Below are 17,797 nucleotides of genomic sequence, written 5' to 3'. Positions count from 1 at the left end.
CTTGGAAAAATATGGAGTGAAATCGTTTGTAAGTTTTTGGGGTTTTGACTTTGATACTGGGATTTTTCTGCAGCTTGAATAGAGAGTACTGAGTGCGAGAAGGAGGAAGGCGAAGAAAGGAATCACGAAAATACAAATAAAAAAATAGCCAACCGCAAAGAGTGCGATTGGCTTATATACTTGTGAACAAATTCAAGTTCACTAACAACGTCAGTTGGCTAGGTGACCCTCGGCTTAAGAAGGGTCACTGTAGATAATGCAGTTAGCGTGCCAACTTTAAAACCACCGTAAAAACGCGGTTTCTGTGATATAGGTTGCCTAATTTATTGTGTTAATTGCAAAATGCAAATGCGGATTGCAATTTGTAATTAATATGCTAATGATGAATTAATTAACTAGGGCAATCATTTTTACAACATTACTAGGCTGGCAGTACCCAAGAAAGCAAAGAAACCGACGACATCAGTAACGGTCGTTAAGATAACTGAACCTGCCAAGGCTGGGTCTAGCTTTAGTTTATCCAGAACAATAGGGATCAGAACGCCAAACAATGCTGCGGTAACGATATTGACGATGATGGCCAACGCGATGGTTCCGCCTAGAACGGGAGATTGGAACCAAAGTCCTGCTAACCCACCGATGATCAGTGCCCACAACAAAGCGTTAAGAGAGCCGATACCCAGTTCGTTTTTAAGCAGCGCAAAACGGTTACCAGGGGTGATCTGATTTAATGCCATCGCACGAACCATCAAGGTCAGTGTTTGACTGCCCGCAATACCACCCATAGAGGCGACGATTGGCATCAGAACAGCAAGAGCAACCACTTGTGAAATCACGTCTTCAAACAAACCGATAGTGACAGAGGCTAGAATCGCTGTCAGTAAGTTGATACCGAGCCAAACGCCGCGCTTTTGCGAGCTTTTTAGAATAGGTGCGAACAAGTCATCGCCCTCATCCATACCGGTACCCGCCATCAAGCGTGCTTCGTAGATTTCACGTTGCGTGCTCAGAGCAAACTGCCAATCTACTTCCCCAATTAAGGTTTGGTCAGCATCCGTCACTGGCAAAGCAGGAAGAGGGCTGTGCTCTAGCGCTTCGACCGCTTCTGGTAACTCCATTTTACTGTCGAGTACGGTGACGGTTTCTATTGCTAAGGTTTTAAGGCGAACGTCTTCTTCACTACGCAAGATTTCATAGTAGTTCACCGCGCCACGAAACTGTTTCTTACGATTGATGAGATACACTTGTTGCGGTGTATCGTAGCTGTAACGCTCCATTAAGCGTCGAGCTTTGCCAACCGTGATATTAAAAGGGAGGGTGATGATCTTACGCTCAGCCCAGCGGCCAAGTTCTTCGTCTTCGTATTCGTTTGCTTGATCGTAGAGGTCGAGTTCGTCTTTCTCAATCAGCTCTAGCGCTTCATTGATAAACTCTTCAGGCAGAGAGTCTGCCCATTCGATCAGAGATAAGTTATCTAGCTTGGCTAAGGTAAGCTTTAACTCAACTTCAGAAAGCGCTTCGATGATCGAAAGACGCACTTCTGCACGCATTTCGGTTAGCACATCGATGTGCAGTTCCATAGGCAACGCACGCCACAAGCGCACACGATCATCGATCGGGAAGGCTTCGAGGATCAATGCAACCGCACCGGGCTCGAGACCGCATTCGATAGAATCATTCAAAGCGGTGACTTGTTCCGCTTCGTCTGCTTGGACAATTTGTTCGATTAGAGTGGAGAGGTCTTGAAACTTACTCACCGAGCACCCCGACAGTCAGATTATTCTTATAGGCAGCTGATCAAGGTACTCGAAAATAGCAGAAAAACAATAGCCTATTGGTCAGTTATCTGTAGGTAAGGTGAGACCAATTGGCGAATGTTCACTTTTGCGCCAATACGAGCGGCGAGTAAGTACATACCGCCAATTTTTCTGTGTAGGAATAGGGCATCGGCTGGTGGCGTGTGCCAGTACTCTTGCTCCATGCTTAGAATAGTGCCAGCCTCGCGAAGCTTTTGTGCTAAGCCGCTAGCTTTGAAATCATACGGCTCATCGACCAACATGGGTTCACATGCCACTTTCACTAGATCGAGAATCGCTTGGCGCTGGTCTGGAAGGATGGTTTGGCTAAAGAAGCCTATTTGTTCAAGCGCATCATTTAAGCCTTGTTCGTCATTATTCACGACAGATGCAAAAGCTTGGCGATAGCCGGTACTGAACCGTTCGCTGTATTCGCGGGTCGCACCAAAGTCTAGCAAGCCGATTTGACGAGTGTTTTCGATATATAAGTAGTTGGCGAAGTTGGGATCGGTTTGCACCATCTTAAATTCGAACAGCTCTCGAAACAGTAATTCGAGTAGGCTGTGCATGACAAAATCTCGCGTACTCTGATCATAATGTTCGATTTGCTCAATGGGGCTACCATCAATGAATTCCATCGCGAGAACGGAGTCTGAGCTGCTTTCGGTGTGAATCTTCGGCACCACAAAATGAGGGTGCTCCTTCAAAGCATCATGATAACGAATGGCAAATTGCGCCTCTCGTGCGTAATCGGCTTCATCATGCAGTTGCTTTTTCGCTTCTTCCAGCAAGCCTTTGTAATCAACGGACTCTGGAATCAACCCAACGACTTTAAGTAGTGTACCGACATTATCGACGTCGCTATCGATACTTTTTCGTATACCCGGATATTGCACTTTGACGGCTAGGTTATCACCTGCATCGCTGTAGGCCTGATGGACTTGTCCGATTGAGGCGCTGGCAATAGGTTTGAAGTTAAAGGACAGGAACTCGGCTTTCCAGTTAGCACCAAGCGAACCTTCCATAACACCGTTCAGTTGCTTCGCTGGCATTGGGTCTGCGTTGGAACGAAGACGGGAGAGAATATCAGCGAGCTCAGGTTCTAAAACATCACCAGCATCCATTGACAGCATTTGACCGAGCTTCATTGCTGCGCCACGTAGATGGGCGAGCTGGTCGGTTAAGCGCGCGATGTTCTGCGGCGTCAGCAATAGGTCTTTCGCTTTTGGTTTGTTGCCTTTGGCGATCTGCTTCGTGCCTTCTGCAATTACATTGCCTGCGACACGGGTAGCAAGTGAAGCGAACTTGCTGAATCTTGAGATACGATGGGTAGGTAGGCTTCTTTCCTTTGCCGACATGAATCTTCTCCGCTGTTTACTAACTAATTGTTATACGGGAAAAGTACGTGCTTGGATACAAATGAAAAGAAAACCGCCAGCGTAACTGGCGGTTTGTGCGTTTAGATAGAGTAGAAGAAGTACAGTTGAGACTTCATTCGGATGATAATCCCGCGGATCACATCTAAGAAGGCCATGAAGCCTATCGGTTTTTCACCGCTGACCCATGCGAGGCCAACAGAGCCAACAGGGATATCGTAGCCTTCTGGCTCATCAATCTTAAGACGAACAAAGTGGTGTTTGTTCTGCAAGTTCTTACCAGTTGTTACGCGAACAGAGTCATCGAAGCCCATTAGGTTACCTTGTGATTCACCTGTTGCCTCAACAATGCCCTCGACGGTCGCTGAGAAGATCTTACCTGGATAAACCGAAGAGGAGAATTCCGCAGGTTGACCCGGTTTGATGTTACGAATCGCTTGGTGGTTCACTCGCATCAGTACGTACTTCTCGTTGGTGTACATATTAATACGCGGCATTGCTGATACACGCTGACCTTCACGCAGGATAAAGTTAGTCACAAAGCCATCGCTAGGTGCATGCACTTTGGTGCTGTTCAAATCCCATTGTGCTTTTGCGATTTGCTCTTCCGCTTGACGCAATTCAGCCTGTTTCGTTTCAACCGCTAGCTCTGCTTTATGAATCGCCAGCTTCGCACGTGAAATATCAACTTGTTTCTTCTTGATTTGAGACTCAAGAGTCAACACATTGTGGCGAGCCATGTCTACTGTGCTCGACTGTTTGTCGATGTCGCTTTCCGTGATAGTGTTTTGCACCACTCGGTTTTGCTCAACATAACGATCTAGCATCTTTTTCTGCAATTTGTAGTCAACTTTCGCAGCTTCCAATTGGCTCTTTGATGTTTCCAGATCTTGCACTAGCGCTTCGTGGTTAGCTTCTTCAATCTCGATGTCGCCTTTTGCTGTCGCCAATGCGACGCGAGCAGAATCAGCGGATACGTTCGCTTGATTTAATGCAATTTCGTATTGCGTTGGGTCAAGTTCATAAATGAGCTGACCTTTTTCAACTTGTTGATTCGGCTTGATGTAAATGTGGTCAACTTTGCCTTTCACGTTAGTTGAATCTGGACGCAATTGAACATGAGGAGATTGCACCACTGAACCGCCGGATAAATCCATCGGTGTGAAGTTAATCAAGCCCACCCATACAAACATCAGCCAACCCAAACCGCCAAGATAAGCGAACGATTTGGTCGCTTTGTTCCAAGGCATGCCGACTAAACGCAGCAAATAGATGAAGAGTGCCCAAACCGCTAAACCTTCTAACATTACGCCTCCTCTTGTGGCTGTGCTTCTGTTTGCGGTTTACTTTTCCATGTATCACGCAGATTGATGATGGCTTTTTCCATATCAACGAATGCAAAAATCACGGCTAGCACCCATACCCAGTGCCAGACAAAACCTATCCAGGTGAGGGCGGTGATCAACCCTATCTGATGGTGGTCTTTGCTATGTGCCTTATTAATTGGTAACTCATGGATTTTCCAAAAGCCGTAACACGCGCCTGCAACACTCGCGATTAAAACGACGGCAGCAACGACATGCAACGCTGTATCTGCGCCGGTTCCGACAAATGGGACACTCAGTAAACTCATTAAACACTCCTCTATCAAACTGTTGGCTTATTGTGATCAGGAATTGAAATAGGTGAGTCTTTGTGACAAATTCAATCACTAGAGGATTAAATTTGATGTGATTGGTTATGAGAACAGTTCGGTTTATTCGCGCCATGGGTATTTTAAACATGAATAACCTTGCGTTATCTAAGTACAATTTGAGCTCAGATGAGCTTGGTATACCTGCTTCGGTGTTTCATAACCCGATGAGTTTAATTCCCTTGAGAGCGGTGTCCGAATGGTATCGACGTGTTGAAGAGCGAAGCAATGACCCAGATGTGATCTTGAACCTTAGCCGAGACATCGAGTTGCAAAAGCTTGGCCCTGTTGGGCGATGGCTGTTCTCTGGCAATGACTTAGCTAGCACGATTCGAAGAGTCAATTATGGTACGAGTAATCTTCAATCTGGTGCTTTCTTTGCGGGTGAACAATCCGGAAAAATCATCAAATGGACCTATCATAATCCCTTTATTGAAACCTCAGTCAAAGTGCACGACAGCATTCGTTGTGCAATATTCATGATCAAAATCTTACGCGAGTTTTTGGGTGAAGATTATCAACCTTTGCGAGTGATGATTTCTGGCTCTAGGAAAAATGGTGAGCTCTATAAAGAGTACTTTGGCTGTGATGTGGAATGGAGCCAACCCAAGACAGAAATATGGATTAACGGTGATGATCGTCTTGCTTCGCGACAGGTAAATCATCGTGAAGACAACCGTTTAGCGATGAGTTTTTCCGATTTGGATGATTTACTCAACATGCCCGATCCAGAAGATGAGCTGAAAGTGATTTATGAAGTGGTGAATTACAGTAGCCACTATGGACTTCCTACACTTGAACGCGTTTCGACGTTATTGGGTTTATCTGAGCAGCAGTTTCAACGTCGCTTACACAAATTAGGACTGAACTTTTCAACCGTGTCTGGCTATGTACTGAGTAATGTCGCGGCAGAGTTGTTGAGTAAGCAGAATAGTATTGACGATATTGCACTGCGGCTTGGCTACACCAATGTGGCGAGTTTCAATCGCATGTTCAAAAAGCACCGAGGCTTAACACCGAAACAGTATGCAGCGCGACTAGAAAAATAGTCTGACAAGGCGTGTATTAACAAAAAAGCCCTCTAAGTTGAGGGCTTTGGTTTTTGTGCGTTATTTAGACGCTTATTCTTCAGGGCGCCAGCTCAGTGCACTCGCAACGGCACCGATGGCAACCACATCTTTTTGTTTATCGTTAAGCTCTGGCAACATCTGTACGGCAATTGTGCCGTTCGTCTGTACTGCTGCAACTTCTTGTGTGCCTTGCTTGAAGCTGTAACCCAATGGAATGTCTACCGCCATCATGGAGTCAGGGCTCGTGTGTACGGTTTCAACATTGAAATGCGTGTCGCCAACTCGAACGACGCCAGTCTCTTTTTTCTCAAGGCTGATGTCGATAAGTGCAGATTTTGGCTCCATCGCAAACTCACCGACTTTTTTACCATCTTGAGTAATGTCACAGGTGTATGGATCGTTGCCACCAAAATCAACGCCCATGTAGTTAACCGACATGCCGCCGCCTGTGCAGTTTAGGAGCCAAGTTTCACCGCTGTCTATGCGAGTCACTTCTGCGCCCATTGCGCCTTCTTTAAATGAGATGCGATTGAACCAGCTTGAGTTTGAAGCACTGCGTGAATATTTGCCTTTGTATTTGCCAGCAAAATCAAAATGGCCATCCGTACCGAATCCCCAAAAATCGCCGTCGGTTTTCACCAACATTTCTGGTTGCGCTTTTACCGCATCCGTACGATCCATGACAGCAAGGCCACCACAACCAACAAGGAATAGGGGAGCGAGTAAAGTAAGTTTCTTCATGTTTTTCATTTTTTATAGCTTGGTTACATCTAAAGTTTGATCGGTGAATTGGATGTTCTGAATATCGTATAGCTCGTCAGTGCCTGTGCTAGGACACTCAACAGAGACGTTCTTCGCTTTGATTACGATACATTCCGCCAGTTTGTGCGGCACGATGTAGGTGTTGACGCCGCCTTCACCATAAATGCTGTTGTCTTTGCTGTTGCCTTCAAACGTATTGTCTTGGTCATTACCGATGACATTGATTGCGTCGTCGCCAACGATTTTCACTTTTGTCAGCCACTGAGATTTGTAGGTGTACGCTTCTACCAAACCGTCTTTGTTTGGTGACATACGGAAGGTAGGTACCGTGCCTGGATTCGTCTTCTCTGTGTAGAGTTTGACGCCTGCAGAATCGATGTTTGCCGTGTATTGCAGATATCCGTGGAATAAGCCGCTAATCCAATCAACCGCTTGTGGATCTTGGGTTTGCATTTCCTCACGCGTTAATGCTTGGTAGCCGTCTAAGCCTTGCCCGTTAGCTTTTGCTACGCCCATGTACGCTTCAAAAGCGGCAGCAAAATATTCGTGAGAATAAGAAGGGCCGGTTTGTTTAACACGTTCTGGATCGAAGTCGTCTGACTCCCAATCTTCCCAATCATCTTGTGTAGGACGCCATACCGTTGGGTTGCTAGCTTGGATATCGTTATAGATGCTTAACGCATGAGCTTGAATGTCGTTTTGCAGTGCCGCAGTCGACGCGTTAGGTGCAATGCCTTGCGCTTGGACCAAGTGTAGAATTTCTTCAAAAGCGGCATCACGGTCGGCGTGGTTGCCAAGATTGGCACAGTAGTCAGCAAAGTTGCTCATGTAATGGCAATCGCCTTCAACCGTGAGTTCTCGGTACATTAGAGATTGACTGTTCATGAGCCAGTTTGGCGTGTCTTTGCTGCTCATTAGTGTCGTTATCAAAGACTCCACTAATGTGTCCATGTCGTCTTCGTTTAGTGCCATCATGTCAGCAATAAACTTGTCTAGTGAACTGGTATTAAAAGATTGAGATAACCCTGAGTCTGCGACGGCATCATTCAACTTGTCTTGACGAAGTAGCTCACCAATAAAAATCTTGGTTAGCATTTCGTTATTCTGGTCATCGTTTGCTGTCAGCATTAGTGTCGCATCACGGTCGGTTAATGTCTTAGCGATACCAGACTTGTCGGCGCCGTACTTAGAATCCGGTTGGTTTGTGAGTAGGTGTTGGATGATTTTTGCGGCACGAAAGATTTTTTCATTATTCACACCATCATCAACCGCCACAATGTGAAATGCATCGTCGCTGTTTGCTTCAGAAAGGGAGATTTTGACATAGTGGGTGAAGCCAGCATCTGCTGCTACTTTTAACTCGGCAGGAAATTCTGTAGAAACGACAGTAGGGATAATAACGGTGTTCAATGTTGGGGTTGGTGGCGTCGGAGGTGTGGTTGTCGAGGTTTTCGAATTTGAGTCACTACCACCGCAAGCTGTTAGGCTAACCGCACACAACATGGCTAAAGGCGTTAATCGAGCGAATTTCATTTTTGTATTACTCACAGGCTGAGGGTTCGGTGGGAATTTAGGGGGAACAGAAAAATCTGTCTATATGAGCAAGCTGAGTCATAATGATTGGAAATGTTTTGTTGTAAGGTTTTTAATTCGATAAACCCAAAATAATAAAGGATTTATATATTGCCGTGTTTGATTTTAATTACTCAATGTTCTGTGTTTGATTTATAAATTGGTCATTTGCTCTAATTGTCTTATTTTTAGTGTGGTTGGCTTTTATAAATGTATGGTTTGTAAGTGTTTGTAAGCGATCTCCTGTAGGAAAAAGTGTCGTGCATGTGGGTTGCGCCCTACAAAACGAACGATATACTTCTCCTGTTTTATAGATGGAGTGAATGGTTCATGGGTGGCAATAAAATCTTGCTAGTAGAGGATGATTCTGAGATTGCTCGACTAACCAAAATGTATCTAGAGGCGGAAGGCTATCTAGTCACAGTGGTCGATAATGGTCTAAACGCGTTAGAGGCGATTAAGGAACTCAAGCCGGAATTAGTGCTGTTAGATTTGATGCTACCCGGCAAAAATGGCGCGGAAATATGCCAAGAGGCGCGAGAGTTCTACCACGGTATCATCATTGTTTTAACCGCGACGGATGATGAGATGAGTGAAGTCAGCTTGTTTAAGTTTGGGGCTGATGATTACCTGACCAAACCGATCAAAGGTAATATTCTGCTCGCTCGCATTGAAGCCGCGTTGCGCCGCTATCGCCGTCAAGTGGATACCGTAGAAGAGACTGAATTGAGTCGATATGGTATTGACCTCTGCACCCGTCGTTCCAAAGCTTACTACTTGGAACAAGACATCGATCTCACGGACTCTGAATTTGAGATCCTAGAGCTCCTAATGCTCAACGTCGATAAGCCTGTCTCCCGAGAGTCATGCTGCCGTCTCGCCCGAGGTATTGAATATTGCATTACCGATCGTTCCATTGACATGCGAATCTCCTCGCTCAGGAAAAAGTTTTCCAAGGCTCATATCCATACTGCAACCATAAAAACCGTGCGTAATCGCGGCTATATGCTCACAGGGAAGTAGCGCATGTTTTCCATGTTTACTCGTCTTTACGTGGGGTTGGTGACTGGCCTCGCGTTAACGGTCGCATTGTTCCTTTTTATGGGCGACGAGTACATGCGTAAAACAGAAGCAGGTATTTTCTTAAGTGACGGTGCTTACTTTGTTGACCAGTATATCGAGCAGCGAGGCTCACCCGATTCACTGTACAAAAAGCTCACCGCCAATGGAAAACAAGATTTCTTTATCTTCGATCTCACATTGTTGAAAAACTGGGATGGCTCACCACCGTGCTTGGATTGCGAGTTGCTTTATCGTATGCAAGGGGTACCCGTTTATTTAATCGATGACAGTATCTACGCTGCGGTGTTTCCGCTTCCTAACACGTCAGAGAGTTTGGTCTTTAAAGAAAAGCGTGACTTTTTCAGTCCAGATATCGATTGGGATGAAGATTCCGAGATCATTTTCGTTCTCACTCTGTTACTTACTGTGGTGTGCAGTTTAGGTGTCATGGTTTACATCCCTGTGCGTCGCCTTGATCGCCAGATCCGACAGCTAACAGCCGCACAACAACAGTTTGGATCTGGTGAGTTGAATACGCGAGTCGATCTAAAGCAATTTTCGCAACCTGTGAAAGAACTTGCCCAAGGCTTCAACAACATGTCAGAAGACATAGAAAGGCGTGTACGCCAGACACACATCTTTACCCAAGCCATCCCTCACGAAGTGCGTACTCCGCTCAGCCGAATTCAGTTAGCGACCGATTTAGCAAGGCGCACCAGCGGTGAAATGCAGGCAGAGTTGCATGATGATATTGAACGGTACGTTGATGTCGTGACGGATTTAACGTCCGACATTGTCATGCTGTCTCGTTTGAGCGTCAAAAACCACTCTTTGAGCGATTCTGTTGAAACCATTGAACTGCCGCTTTGGTGCAAAAGCCGAATGAATTACCGAGGCTTAGAGTTCGCCAAGTTGACGGTAGAAAATGAACTCGAGTATCAATCCATTCACTTGCAGCCGACTTTAGGCAATCTTGTCCTCGATAACTTGCTGCAGAACGCGAAACGTTACGGTGAATCTTGCGTTGAGGTGACGATTCGGTCGGTTGAGCATTTCTGGATTGTTGATATCGAGGACGATGGTCCGGGCATTCCTGAAGCAATGCGAGAAGAAGTGTTTGTTCCATTTTCGCGTTTAGACAAAAGCCGCAACGCCGACGTGAAAGGTTTTGGTTTAGGACTTGCCATCGCTACCAGTGCAGCGAGGCAATTAGGTTGGGAACTTTCTGTCGGCGAGAGCCACTTAGGCGGTGCACGTTTTACGGTACTTATTCCTGCCAACGATTAGGATAGGCGCTGCGGTAATCTGGCTCAGCGATACCTTCATACAAATCTTCACAAGCTTGCAGTGGGCCTACGATGGTTCGGTAGGGTAAGACACCAGCCCAAACAGGAATGTCCATGTCTTCCGCATCATCATTGACGCCAAAATTGCTGATTTTCACGGATGCTTCTGTGAGTGGAATGCGCAGTAGCATAGTGGCTTTGAGCTCTTTCTCATTACTCAAACGGACTTCTTCGGTTCTCCCCGGAGCGATCTGTTCGATAAAGTGATTCAGTAATCTGTCTTTCTCTTGGTTACAATCCACAATCTCAAACTGACCAAAGACCACGGCGCTACGATAATGCGCGCTATGATGAAATGCACTTCGAGCTAATACCCAACCATCAAACAAAGTAAAGGTAAGGCACGTTTGCACTCCTTGTTTGAGTGAGCGTAACAATCGACTGTTGTTGGCACCATGGATATACACGTAATCATCGACACGCCATGCCAACATGGGAATAACTACAGGGCCAGACTCGCTGGTTATTGCAACATGAGCGATCAGGCTTTCATCTATGATGGCGTGCAGTTTGCTAACATCAGAGACGGCTTTATGTACGCCTTTCTTAATTTCCGTTCTATTGGTATTGGATAACATTTTCTCTCCTTATTTGCTCAGATGGACGAGCACTTGCTCCTCAATCTCTGATTGCAATGTAGCGTTTAACTGGTAGCTTAAAGAGAGCCAGTTTTAACTAATGGATGGATCCAGTTTGTCTTTGATTGATATCGGTGACCTGCATTTAAAAGAAAGTGATGGAACGCGTCAGCAAGCGTTATTTTTTGCGATCCGCGAGAAGATTGTGCAAGGTCTGTGGGCGAAGAATGGTAAATTGCCGTCTACACGAAAGCTGTCACAAGAGCTTAATCTTAGTCGGAATACCGTAATTTCAGCCTACGAACAGCTTGTGGCGGAAGGGTACTTGAACAGTCAGAAAGGTTCGGGCTTTTATGTTGCCGTAGAACTGCCGGAGCAGTATCTACCTGAACCGAGTTCAATCAAGACGGACTCTTCGCCGAAAACCAATTTTGATATCAACCGTGCATTTGCACCGGGTGTGCCTGATTTGGAAGCGTTTCCGATGGCGCAATGGCAAAAGTTACTTGCTCGCCATCTCTCCCGCCCCTGCTTGTTGGGGAATCAAGATATTCAGGGCAGTTGGACATTACGCAGTGCTTTAGCTGACTACCTTGCATCAAGCCGCTCAGTGAATTGCTCCCCAGAGCGCATCATTATTACCTCTGGGGCGCAGCAGGCGTTGTCTATTGCGACGATGGTTGTTCTCAAGCAAGGTGATAAGGTTCTGATGGAGCAACCGGGTTACGCGCAAATGCGGAAGTTGATTCAATTCCAGCAGTATCAATTTGAGCCTTTATTCGTGCGAGAGAAACTAGGCTTTGATGTGGAAGCGGTGACCACAAGCGATGCCGATGCGCTGTATATCACCCCAAGTAATCAATATCCGATGGGCACCACACTCAATACCGAGCAAAGAGGGAAGATCATCAACTGGGCAGTCGAACAGTCACGCTGGATCATCGAGGACGATTATGACAGCGAATTCCAGTTTGCTCATCGCCCCTATACCAGTTTACAAGGGCTAGCGGCTCAAATGGGTCGAGACGATCGCGTGTTGTATGTGGGTTCTTTCAGTAAAGTGATGTTTAACGGCTTGCGGCTTGGCTACCTTGTGGTTCCTGAAGGTTTAGTGGAGCAATGTTTAGTGGTTAAAGATGCGTTGAGTGGTGATTCACCTACGCACACACAAGAAGCGTTGGCAGATTTTATTACTGAAGGTGGGTTATTACGTCATATCCGAAGAATGCGCCGACTGTACAAAACTAAGCATGAGCAGATGTGTTTGGCGGTTGAAAAGCACTTTGGCGATAGAGTTGCGGTGATCAGTCAGGCTGCTGGTCTCCATATCACTTTAAAGTGGCAGCAGGGTATTGATGAACACGAATGGACGCAGCGTGCTCAGTCTAAAGGTATTGTGCTGCGTCCGATGAGTTTTTATGAGCATTCAGATTTTAGAACGCGAGATTGGCAAGGTGCAGTCTTAGGCTACGGCAATGTCGCGCTGAGTGAGATTGATGCTCTGGTTGAACAGCTTTCTGAGTTGTTTTAGTTGCTGAAGTATCACTTTAACTAACGTTGAATTGATGCTTCACACGTGCTTGAGATAACAAAAACAAGATGTTCGATTTTCTGCTCTATCTCCTCTGAGGATGGAAGTGGTTTCATGTTGAACACGAATGGCCACAAAAACAGACCATTGAACAGGCTAGAATATGTATTAGAAAGCAAAGCACTATCAATGTGTTGTATTGCATTGGCCTGTTGTGCTTCCTCAAACCATTTCGCTAGGACGTGAGAACGATACAGCTTTGTTATGATTTGTTGAGCCATTTCTGGTTGGCGCAAAAACTCAGCCATCACCACACGAGTAAAGGGAATTCCATAAGTTTTGTAAAGAATTTCCACTTCATTCCGAGTTATGGCTGTCAGTTGTTCAGTCAGGCTCTTATGTGCATCAAACGGATAATGATTTTTTTCATCGACGCTTGATTTGATGATGGCAAGTATCGACTCAAACAATACTTCCTTACTCTTAAAGTGACGATAAAGAGTTCGCTTTGATACCCCTGCGGACGCACATACTCTATCCATATTCGCCTTGGTAAACCCATGTTCAATAAACTCTTCTTTAGCCGCAATAATAATGGCTAAACGCTTTTCTTCTATGAGTGCCATGGTCTCTCTCCTTTATGCATTCCGGCCAATCTAACAAATTGATACAAACAGGTAAACTTTTGAGTTTACCCTGTATTGAATTGGTCTTAAAATAAACTCCGAAGTTTACCTTGTTACAAAATTATCACATAACTGTTGGCCGGTAGGTTTATCGGTCACGCTCTTGGAGTGAAGTATCTATGGTCGTAGCAAAAGTTGGCCAAAAAGTTCTTAAATTGAGTGTAACCTCGGCATTATTGATGTCCGTTATTAACCTTAACGGCTGTGGTAGTGAGGCGAATCCTTCAGTGGTTGTCCCTACTGCTAAGCCTGCACTTACCGAGGTAGTGAGTACCCAGTCAGCAACGGAGCTCAGCTTTAATGGCATCGTGCGTGCTGCAGATAGCGCAGATCTCGCTTTCCGAGTAAGTGGAAAACTGACCAATATTTTCGTTAAGGAAGGAGATGAAGTAAGCAAGGGGCAACTGCTTGCTTCCTTAGATGATCGAGATGCAAAAAACGCATTGGTGTCAGCGCAATTAGAGTTTGAGAATGTGTCTCGTGAGTACGAGCGAGCTCAAGCTGTATTTAAGAAAAGCCAAGCAATTTCAAAGGCTGACCTAGATACTATCACGACACGCTATAACCTTGCTCGTACACGTGTGGAAGATGCAAAACGTCATCTAGAATACACCCAAATCTTTGCCCCTTTTGATGGTGTGGTTGGACGCAAGTTGGTTGACAACTACATCCAAGTCCAAGCAAATGCACCGATCCTGATTGTTCATAATATTAATGATCTTGAGGTGGTGATCCACATTCCGCATAAAGTGATGCTCTCTGGTAAAGAGGAGACCAAAGCGATTGCTGAAATCTCAGCCATTCCAGGTCAATCTTTTCCATTAAAGCTGCGCACAGTGGCGACCGTTGCAGACCCTGTGTCTCAGACCTATCCGGTTGTGTTGGGCTTCGAACACTTGAACGGTTTCCATGTATTACCGGGAATGGCGGTGAAAGTGTTGCCAGTTTCTTCTTCTGGTAAAGCTCAGAATCAACAAATTACTTTACCGCTGACGTCTATTGTCCCAGATAACCAAGGCAAGCAATTTGTCTGGGTAGTTGGTAATGACAACAAAGCACAGAAGCGTTATGTGGCGATTGGCGCGCTCAGCAAAGATCGCATTATTGTCACGGAACACCTTTCGTTGGGTGAGAAGGTGATCATTGCTGGGGTATCAAGTGTGAGAGAGGGCATGGAAGTTCGCCCTTACACAGATGATCGCGCTGGAGCACAATGATGGACATTGCACGTTATACCATAGCCAAGCGAACGAGTGTTTGGGTGCTGATTGCTCTGATACTTTTAGGCGGTTACATCAGTTACCTCAAACTAGGCCGTTTTGAGGACCCTGAGTTTGTTATTCGTCAGGCGGTGATTGCAACCCCATACTCTGGTGCAACGGCACAGGAAGTCTCTGATGAAGTGACCGATGTTATCGAAGGTGCTGTTCAGGCTTTGCAAGAAGTCAAAGAAGTGAAATCCGTCTCGATGCAAGGAATGTCAGAGGTCACGGTCGAGATTAAGTTGGAGTTTGCAGGCAGCGCCGCAGAGCTACAACAAGTATGGGATAAACTTCGCCGCAAAGTAACAGACGCACAGCGCCAGCTTCCACCGGGAGCAGGGCCATCAATTGTGAATGATGACTTTGCGGATGTGTATGCCTTGTTCTTTGCCGTTACTGGTGAAGGGTTCAGCGATAAGCAATTGCAAGATTATGTCGATGGTTTACGTCGTGAAATCGTACTTGTTCCGGGTGTTGCGAAAACAGCGACGCTGGCACAACAGCAAGAAACCATCTTCGTGGAAATCTCAAGTGAGCGCTTAGCCGAATTTGGTGTATCAGTTGAGAAAGTGTTTCAGGTTCTGCAAAAGCAAAACTTAGTCACAGTAGCTGGTAGCATCGAAACCAATGCGATGCGCATTCCTGTGATCCCAAGTTCCAATATTGACTCAGTTGCTGACCTGAAAAACCTACAAGTAGGGCTGGGTGACAACAATACAGTGCTTCGTTTAGGCGACATTGCAGACATCACTCGCGGTTACCAAACGCCAGCAACCATGTTGATGCGTTTCAACGGTGAACGAGCTGTGGGCTTTGGTATCTCCAACGTATCCGGCGGTAACGTTGTGGATATGGGAGACGCAGTTAAAGCTCGTTTGGCTGAGTTGGAAAGTCAGCGTCCATTGGGGATGGAGCTGAATGTGATTTCGATGCAGTCAGACTCGGTGCGCGCATCGGTGGCGAACTTTATCAACAACTTGATCGCTGCGGTTGGCATTGTATTCGTCGTGCTTCTGCTGTTTATGGGGGTACGCTCGGGTGTCATTATCGGTTTCGTTCTTCTACTAACGGTCGCAGGCACGCTATGCATCATGCTCATTGAAGATATTGCAATGCAGCGCATCTCTCTTGGGGCGTTGATCATTGCCTTGGGGATGCTGGTGGATAATGCGATTGTAGTGACCGACGGCATCTTGGTTCGTTTTCAACAAGATCCAGACGCTGATCGCAACACTGTGGTGTCTGAAGTTGTCGATGCAACCAAGTGGCCTTTGTTAGGAGGAACCGTCGTTGGTATCTGTGCATTCAGTGCGATTGGTTTATCGCCTTCAGACATGGGGGAATACGCAGGTTCTCTGTTTTGGGTGATCCTTTACTCAATGCTCCTTAGTTGGGTATTCGCAGTCACAGTAACACCAATGCTGTGTCACGATTTCCTCAAAGTAAAAGCGGCAAATCCAGATAAGAAGCCTAGTCGCGTCGTGGCAAGCTACAAGTCACTGCTCGCATGGGTATTGAAATACCGCATCATCAGTTGTGCACTGTTGTTGGGAATGATGACAGCAGCAATTTGGGGCGTGAAGTTTGTACCTCCGGGCTTTATGCCGGAATCTCAACGCCCGCAATTTGTTGTGGACGTTTACTTACCGCAAGGCTCAGATATCAAACGTACTGAAGCTGTGGTCGCGAGTATTGAGCAAGATGTGAAAGCCAAAGAGGGAATTACCAACGTCACCAGTTTTATTGGTGGTGGCGGCTTACGTTTCATGCTGACCTACGCGCCAGAAGCTCGTAACCCAAGCTACGGCCAACTGCTGATTGATATCGATGATTACACAAAGATCGCCCCTTTATTGGGTGAGCTGCAAAGTGAGTTGGAAGCCAAATACCCAGATGCGTCCATCAAAGTGTGGAAGTTCATGCTTGGTCGCGGAGGTGGTAAGAAGATAGAAGCTGGTTTCAAAGGGCCTGATAGTGCGGTGTTGCGTCAACTGGCAGAGCAAGCGAAAGCCATTATGCTGGCGGACAGCAACTTGATAGCGGTTCAGGATGATTGGCGTCAACAAGTTCCTGTACTTCGCCCGGCATATTCTGCCGAAGAAGCGCAAAGATACGGGCTGACAACGATGGAAATTAATCAGGCCATTGCACAAACCTTAACAGGCCGAAATGTGGGCGTGTATCGAGAGGGAGATGATTTGATCCCAATCGTTGTCCGTGCGCCAGAAAGTGAGCGAAGCCACCAACGTGCGATTGAAAATACGGAAGTTTTCAGCCCAACGGTCGGTGCTTATATTCCGGTAAGTCAACTAGTGAACTCTGTGGATGTGGTATACCAAGATGCCATTTTGCGTCGAATTGACCGCATGCCGACGATTCTGGTTCAAGCGGATCCTGCTCCGGGAGTATTAACTGCGGATGCTTTCAAGCAAGTACGCTCTCAAATTGAAGCCATCGAGTTGCCAGCAGGGTACGAGTTGAAATGGTATGGGGAATATAAAGCGTCGAAAGATGCCAATGAAGGGTTAGTTATCTCAGCTCCATACGGGTTTGCTGCGATGATTCTTTCGGTGATTTTTATGTTCAACGCACTGCGTCAGCCATTGGTGATTTGGTTAACGGCACCGCTCGCGGTTGTCGGCGTCACCGTGGGGCTTATTATCTTCCAAACACCGTTTGAGTTTATGGCCATTCTCGGCTTCTTAAGCTTGATTGGTATGATGGTGAAAAACGCGATTGTATTGGTGGATCAAGCGGATGTTGAAATTCGCGAAGGTAAAACGCCTTATACCGCGATTATTGATGCAGCACTAAGTCGTGCCCGTCCGGTTCTACTGGGCGCATTCACGACTATTTTGGGTGTTGCCCCGTTGTTGGTTGACCCGTTCTTTAAGAGCATGGCGGTGACCATTATGTTCGGTCTATTGTTTGCCACGATTCTTACTTTGGTTGTCATCCCGCTGTTTTACGCCATTTTCTTCCGCGTAAAAATAGAGACGGCATAAAATACAGTTAAAACTTAAGAAGGAGCCATTTGGCTCCTTCTTTTTTGGGTACTTGTTT

General features: G+C 46.2%; 14 protein-coding genes. 6 read left to right on the top strand and 8 right to left on the bottom strand.

The features are described 5' to 3' along the window. Nucleotides 1–410 precede the first annotated feature (410 nt). The 4 genes from VCHENC03_RS21075 to VCHENC03_RS21090 form a co-directional block, all read right to left on the bottom strand. The gene (locus VCHENC03_RS21075; RefSeq protein WP_009704789.1) at nt 411–1,757 is read right to left on the bottom strand and encodes a magnesium transporter; all 1,347 of its coding nucleotides are present in this window, start codon (nt 1,755–1,757) and stop codon (nt 411–413) included. Between the two features lie 74 nt (nt 1,758–1,831). Then, on the bottom strand, nt 1,832–3,154 hold the full coding sequence (locus VCHENC03_RS21080; RefSeq protein WP_009704788.1) for an ABC1 kinase family protein: 1,323 nt from the start codon (nt 3,152–3,154) through the stop codon (nt 1,832–1,834). Nucleotides 3,155–3,255: 101 nt separating this feature from the next. After that, nucleotides 3,256–4,479: an HlyD family secretion protein gene (locus tag VCHENC03_RS21085; RefSeq protein WP_005442453.1), complete on the bottom strand. Its 1,224-nt coding sequence runs from the start codon at nt 4,477–4,479 to the stop codon at nt 3,256–3,258. Then, complete coding sequence (locus VCHENC03_RS21090; protein ID WP_005442452.1) at nt 4,479–4,805, bottom strand: MFS transporter; 327 nt, start codon at nt 4,803–4,805, stop codon at nt 4,479–4,481. Before VCHENC03_RS21090 ends, VCHENC03_RS21085 begins: the two co-directional genes overlap by 1 nt. Before the next feature lie 107 nt (nt 4,806–4,912). On the opposite strand from VCHENC03_RS21090, the gene VCHENC03_RS21095 reads away from it, so the two are divergent. After that, nucleotides 4,913–5,914: an AraC family transcriptional regulator gene (locus VCHENC03_RS21095; RefSeq protein WP_032802112.1), complete on the top strand. Its 1,002-nt coding sequence runs from the start codon at nt 4,913–4,915 to the stop codon at nt 5,912–5,914. 72 nt (nt 5,915–5,986) lie between these two features. On the opposite strand, the gene VCHENC03_RS21100 is transcribed toward VCHENC03_RS21095, so the two are convergent. Both VCHENC03_RS21100 and VCHENC03_RS21105 read right to left on the bottom strand, forming a co-directional pair. Then, a complete protein-coding gene (locus tag VCHENC03_RS21100; RefSeq protein ID WP_032802110.1) occupies nt 5,987–6,676 on the bottom strand; it encodes a hypothetical protein in 690 nt (229 codons plus the stop codon). A gap of 12 nt (nt 6,677–6,688) precedes the next feature. Beyond that, nucleotides 6,689–8,230 (bottom strand): hypothetical protein, encoded by a 1,542-nt coding sequence (locus tag VCHENC03_RS21105; RefSeq protein ID WP_009704785.1) that lies wholly within the window; start codon nt 8,228–8,230, stop codon nt 6,689–6,691. Between the two features lie 369 nt (nt 8,231–8,599). Between VCHENC03_RS21105 and VCHENC03_RS21110 the strand changes: the two genes are divergently transcribed. Both VCHENC03_RS21110 and VCHENC03_RS21115 read left to right on the top strand, forming a co-directional pair. Further along, entirely contained in the window at nt 8,600–9,292 is a 693-nt protein-coding gene (locus VCHENC03_RS21110) for a response regulator transcription factor (protein WP_009704784.1), read from the top strand. Nucleotides 9,293–9,295: 3 nt separating this feature from the next. Next, complete coding sequence (locus VCHENC03_RS21115) at nt 9,296–10,618, top strand: ATP-binding protein (RefSeq protein WP_009704783.1); 1,323 nt, start codon at nt 9,296–9,298, stop codon at nt 10,616–10,618. On the opposite strand, the gene VCHENC03_RS21120 is transcribed toward VCHENC03_RS21115, so the two are convergent. Further along, nucleotides 10,599–11,255, bottom strand: a complete 657-nt coding sequence (locus VCHENC03_RS21120; RefSeq protein ID WP_009704782.1) for a pyridoxamine 5'-phosphate oxidase family protein — start codon at nt 11,253–11,255, stop codon at nt 10,599–10,601. The two genes, VCHENC03_RS21115 and VCHENC03_RS21120, sit on opposite strands and share 20 nt — an antisense overlap. Before the next feature lie 100 nt (nt 11,256–11,355). On the opposite strand from VCHENC03_RS21120, the gene pdxR reads away from it, so the two are divergent. Continuing rightward, nucleotides 11,356–12,786, top strand: a complete 1,431-nt coding sequence (gene pdxR / locus VCHENC03_RS21125; protein ID WP_009704781.1) for a MocR-like pyridoxine biosynthesis transcription factor PdxR — start codon at nt 11,356–11,358, stop codon at nt 12,784–12,786. Between the two features lie 20 nt (nt 12,787–12,806). Here pdxR and VCHENC03_RS21130 read toward each other — a convergent pair whose 3' ends face one another. Next, entirely contained in the window at nt 12,807–13,412 is a 606-nt protein-coding gene (locus tag VCHENC03_RS21130) for a TetR/AcrR family transcriptional regulator (RefSeq protein ID WP_009704780.1), read from the bottom strand. Nucleotides 13,413–13,591: 179 nt separating this feature from the next. Between VCHENC03_RS21130 and VCHENC03_RS21135 the strand changes: the two genes are divergently transcribed. Both VCHENC03_RS21135 and VCHENC03_RS21140 read left to right on the top strand, forming a co-directional pair. Next, the gene (locus tag VCHENC03_RS21135; RefSeq protein ID WP_005442435.1) at nt 13,592–14,689 is read left to right on the top strand and encodes an efflux RND transporter periplasmic adaptor subunit; all 1,098 of its coding nucleotides are present in this window, start codon (nt 13,592–13,594) and stop codon (nt 14,687–14,689) included. Further along, on the top strand, nt 14,689–17,739 hold the full coding sequence (locus VCHENC03_RS21140) for an efflux RND transporter permease subunit (RefSeq protein ID WP_009704779.1): 3,051 nt from the start codon (nt 14,689–14,691) through the stop codon (nt 17,737–17,739). Before VCHENC03_RS21135 ends, VCHENC03_RS21140 begins: the two co-directional genes overlap by 1 nt. Nucleotides 17,740–17,797 lie beyond the last annotated feature (58 nt).

Source organism: Vibrio sp. HENC-03, assembly GCF_000305755.2.
Lineage (GTDB): Bacteria > Pseudomonadota > Gammaproteobacteria > Enterobacterales > Vibrionaceae > Vibrio > Vibrio owensii.
Note: the sequence above shows the minus strand (reverse complement) of the source record. Positions and strands in the feature narration are given on the sequence as shown.